Genomic DNA, 4,591 nt, shown 5'->3' with positions numbered 1-4,591 from the left:
CGTGCGGCGGCAGGGGGAGGGCGCCCCCGCCCCGCCCGCCGGCGCGCGCGCCGATGGTGCTGCACCTGGGCAACCCCGGCAGGCGGATCAGCATCGGCCTGATCGCGATGACCTTCGTGCTCTCCGTCTTCGCCGGCCGCCTGGTCCAGTTGCAGGGCCTGGACTCCAAGGTCTACATGGCCGAGGCGGCCAGGCAGCGCGTCCAGGAGGAGCGGATCCCCGCCCGGCGCGGCTCGATCACCGACGTCAACGGGCACGAACTCGCGCTGACGGTCGAGGCGCGCGAGATCTTCGTGGACCCGCTGGAGGTGACGCCCGCCAAGCGCGGCCAGGTGGCGGCGATGCTGGCCGCCGAGCTCGGCAAGCCCAAGGAGCGGATCGCCGCCGAGATCGCCGACACCGGCAAGCGCTACGTCCCCGTCGGGACCGTCGATCCGATCCACGCGCAGAAGGTGCTCGGGTACGGCTTCAAGGGGGTCGGGAGCAGGCACGAGTACCGCAGGGACTACCCCGGCGGCGACCTCGCGGGCACCCTGATCGGCTTCGTCGGGGACGACGGTGGCGGGCTGAGCGGCCTGGAGCTCGTGCACGACAAGCTGCTGGCCGGGCGCGACGGCCAGCAGAGCATCGAGACCGGCCGCGACGGGCAGCGGATCCCGATGACCCGCAGCACCCGGCGGCAGCCGGTGGAGGGCCGGGACATGCGGCTCACCATCGACCGGGACGTCCAGTGGGCCGCGCAGAAGGCGATCAGCGAGCAGGTGGCGGCCACCGGCGCCCGCACCGGCAGCGTCATCGTGATGGACGTGCAGACCGGCCAGGTGGTGGCGATCGCGAACGCCCCCGAGCTGGACCTGAAGAACTGGGAGAAGACCTCCGCGGAGAACTGGGTCAACCGCGCCGTGGCCGACGTGTTCGAACCGGGCAGCACGAACAAGGTGATCACCGCGGCGGCGGCGCTGGAGTCGGGGGCCGTGCGCCCCGAGACCGTGTTCACCGTCGCGGACGACATCAGGTGCGCCGACAAGGTGCTGCGCGACTCCCACCCGCATCCCACCGAGCGCCTGACCTTCTCCGGCGTGGTCGCCACCTCCAGCAACGTGGGCACGATCCTCGCCGCGCAGAAGGTGGGGGACGAGAAGCTCCACGAGATGCTGCGGCGCTTCGGGTTCGGCGCCAAGCCCGGTGCGGGCCTCTACCGGGAGGAGGCCGGCCTGCTGCCCTCGTGGAAGGAGTGGTCGGGCAGCCAGCGCTGCACGATCGCCTACGGCCAGGGCGTGTCGGTCACCGCGCTGCAGACGGCCAGCGTCTACCAGACCATCGCCAACGGCGGTGTGCGGATCGCCCCGTCGGTCGTGGCCGGCACCACCGGCGCCGACGGCGCGCTCGTGCCCGCCGCGCCGGCGAAGCGCACCCGGGTGGTCGGCGAGCGCACGGCCCGGGAGGTCTCGCTGATGCTGGAGGCCGCCGTGAGCGAGGAGGGCACCGGCAACCTCGCCTCGATCGACGGCTACCGGGTGGCGGGCAAGACCGGCACCGCGATGCGCTACGACGCCGCCTGCCAGGGCTACTGCGGCTACACCGCGACCTTCGCGGGCTTCGCCCCCGCCGACAAGCCGCGGCTGGTCGTCCTGGCGGTCATCCAGGACCCCAGGAAAGGCCACTACGGAGGCGAGATCGCGGCCCCGGTCTTCAAGAAGGTGATGACGTTCGCGCTGAAGAGCAGGAAGATCCCGCCCACCGGCACCGAGCCGCCCGCGGTGCGGATCCGCGCCGGGGAATGAGCGGGGACGGTACGCTCTCGCCGTGCGTCCCCCGTCGTCCATGCGACCTTCAACCAGTTCACCCCGGCCGCTCTCCGGTCTGGCGAGCCTGCTCGGTGCCCCTTCCGGCACGTCGCGCGCGCCGCTGGCCGCGGTCTGCGGGGTCACGATCGACTCCCGTCAGGTCCGGCGCGGCGACCTCTACGTCGCGCTGCCCGGAGCCGCCTCCCACGGTGCGGACTTCGCCGCGCAGGCGCTGGCCGCGGGAGCGGCCGCGATCCTGACCGATCCGGCGGGCCGGCAGGCCGCCGTCGCGACCGGGTTGCGGTCCTGGTCGTCCCGGACCCGCGGGCCGTGCTCGGGCAGGCCGCCGCCTGGGTGTACGGCCGGCCCGCGGACGGCATGACGGTCGTCGGCGTCACCGGCACCAGCGGCAAGACCACCACCACCTTCATGCTGGAGGCCGGGCTGCGCGCCGCGGGCCACACGACCGGCCTGGTCGGCGGGGTGGAGATCCGCGCCGGAGGGCTGCGCTTCACCCCCCGGCTGACCACCCCCGAGGCCAGCGAGCTGCAGGGACTGTTCGCCCTCATGCGCGAGCAGGGCGTCACCGCCGCCGCCATGGAGGTCTCCAGCCACGCCCTGGCCCTGGGCCGGGTCGACGCGGTCTTCTACGACGTCGCGCTGTTCACCAACCTCTCCCAGGACCATCTGGACTTCCACCACGACCTCGACGACTACTTCTCGGCCAAGGCCCGGCTGTTCACCCCCGAGATGAGCCGGGTGGGCGTCGTCAACATCGACGACGCCCACGGCCGCGAGCTCCTGAAGCGGGCCGGGATCCCGACGGTCTCCTTCTCCGCCCTGGGGGCCCCGCAGGCCGAGTGGAAGGCCCTGGACGTGCGCCTGGGTTCCGACGGGAGCACCTTCCGCGTCGTCGGCCCCGGCGGCGTCGAGGAGGACGCCGCGGTGGCCCTGCCCGGCCCCTTCAACGTGGCCAACGCGCTGGGCGCGATCGTGGCCCTGGTCGAGGCGGGGGTGTCGCTGCGCGCCGCGGTGACGGGCGTGGGCACGCTGGCCGGGGTGCCCGGCCGGATGGAGCGCGTCCCCGGCGCCGACGGCTTCGAGGCGATCGTCGACTACTCGCACAAGCCCGGCGCGGTGGAATCGGTGCTGCGCTCGCTGCGCGAGGTGACGGCCGGCGACCTGACCGTGGTGCTCGGCTGCGGAGGCGACCGGGACCGGGGCAAACGCCCGATGATGGGGGAAGCCGCCGCACGCCTGGCGGATGTGGCTATTCTCACCAGCGACAACCCTCGCTCGGAGGACCCCCTGCGGATCCTGGCCGAGATGATGGACGGAGTCCTCGGCGTGCCCGAGGAGGAGCGCGCGCATGTGATCATTGAGCCGGACCGGGCCGCGGCCATCGAGCTGGCGATCGGCCGGGCGGGCTCCGGCGACGTCGTCGTCGTGGCGGGCAAAGGCCACGAGCAGGGTCAGTACGTCGGAGACCGGGTTCTGCCGTTCGACGACAGGCAGGTGGTGGCCGACGCGATCGCCGGACGGCGGAGCCGTACCGGACGCCGAAGCACGGACGAGAGTAGGGAAGACGCATCATGATCCCGTTGCCGCTGGCGAGGATCGCCGAGATCACCTCGGGCGCCCTCACGGGCATGGCCGATCCCCGCGCGGTGGTGCGCGGCCCGGTCGTCATCGACTCCCGGGCGGCCGAACCGGGGTCGCTGTTCGTCGCCATCAAGGGCGACCGGGTCGACGGCCACGACTTCGCGGCGCAGGCCGTGGCGGCCGGGGCGGTCGCGGTGCTGGCGGAGCGGCCCGTCGAGGCCCCGGCGGTGATCGTCGGCGACGTCCTGGCCGCGCTGGCCGCCCTCGCCACCGCCGTCTGCGCCGAGCTGCCCGACTGCACGGTCATCGGCGTCACCGGTTCGGCGGGCAAGACCAGCACCAAGGACCTGCTGGCCCGCCTCACCGCCAGGATCGGCCCGACGGTCGCCCCGCCCGGGTCCTTCAACAACGAGATCGGCCACCCGCTGACCGTGCTGAGGGCGGACGAGACCACCCGCTACCAGGTGCTGGAGCTCAGCGCCAGGGACATCGGGCACATCGCCTACCTGGCGCGCATCGCCCCGCCGAAGATCGGCGTGGTCCTCAACGTCGGCACCGCGCACCTCGGCGTCTTCGGCAGCCGCGAGGCCATCGCCCAGGCCAAGGGCGAGCTGGCGGAGGCGCTGCCGGCCGACGGAGTGGCCGTGCTGAACGCCGACGACCCGCTGGTGGCCGCGATGGCCGGCCGCACCCGCGCCCGCGTCACCTGGTACGGCCGCGCCGAGACCGCCGACGTGCGGGCCGAGGGCGTGACCGTGGACGAGCGGGGCCGCGCGTCCTTCACGCTGCGCACCCCCTCGGGCTCCGCGCCGGTCGGGCTCCGCCTGTACGGCGAGCACGCGGTGGACAACGCCCTGGCCGCGGCGGCGGCCGCCTACGAGCTCGGCCTGCCGGTCGCCGTCATCGCCCGGGAGCTGTCGGAGGCCGAGCCCCGCAGCCGCTGGCGGATGGAGGTCACCGACCGGGCGGACGGCGTCACCGTGATCAACGACGCCTACAACGCCAACCCCGACTCCATGCGCGCCGCGTTCAAGGCCCTCGACGCGCTCGCCGGCCCACGCCGCCGCTTCGCCGTCGTCGCCTCCCTGGCCGAGCTGGGCGAGCAGAGCGACGCTCTGAACGAGGACGTCGGCCGGATGGCGGGCGGGGCGGGACTGACCGGCCTGGTCGTCGTCGGCGCGGACGCCGGGCCGATCCCTGGC

The 4,591-nt window shown here is 73.9% G+C and carries 2 protein-coding genes and 1 pseudogene; all 3 read left to right on the top strand.

Annotation, left to right across the window (positions count from 1 at the left end; translation table 11 throughout):
• Positions 1-56 precede the first annotated feature (56 nt).
• Complete coding sequence (locus ACWJ6R_RS30630; protein ID WP_449065558.1) at positions 57-1,784, top strand: peptidoglycan D,D-transpeptidase FtsI family protein; 1,728 nt, start codon at positions 57-59, stop codon at positions 1,782-1,784.
• Positions 1,785-1,824: 40 nt separating this feature from the next.
• Positions 1,825-3,383, top strand: a pseudogene (locus ACWJ6R_RS30625) (UDP-N-acetylmuramoyl-L-alanyl-D-glutamate--2,6-diaminopimelate ligase).
• Positions 3,380-4,591: UDP-N-acetylmuramoyl-tripeptide--D-alanyl-D-alanine ligase (locus tag ACWJ6R_RS30620; protein ID WP_449065557.1), on the top strand; the 1,212-nt coding region annotated here is incomplete at its 3' end. The pseudogene ACWJ6R_RS30625 and the gene ACWJ6R_RS30620, both read left to right, overlap by 4 nt.

This window comes from Planomonospora algeriensis, from assembly GCF_977012225.1.
Note: the sequence above shows the minus strand (reverse complement) of the source record. Positions and strands in the feature narration are given on the sequence as shown.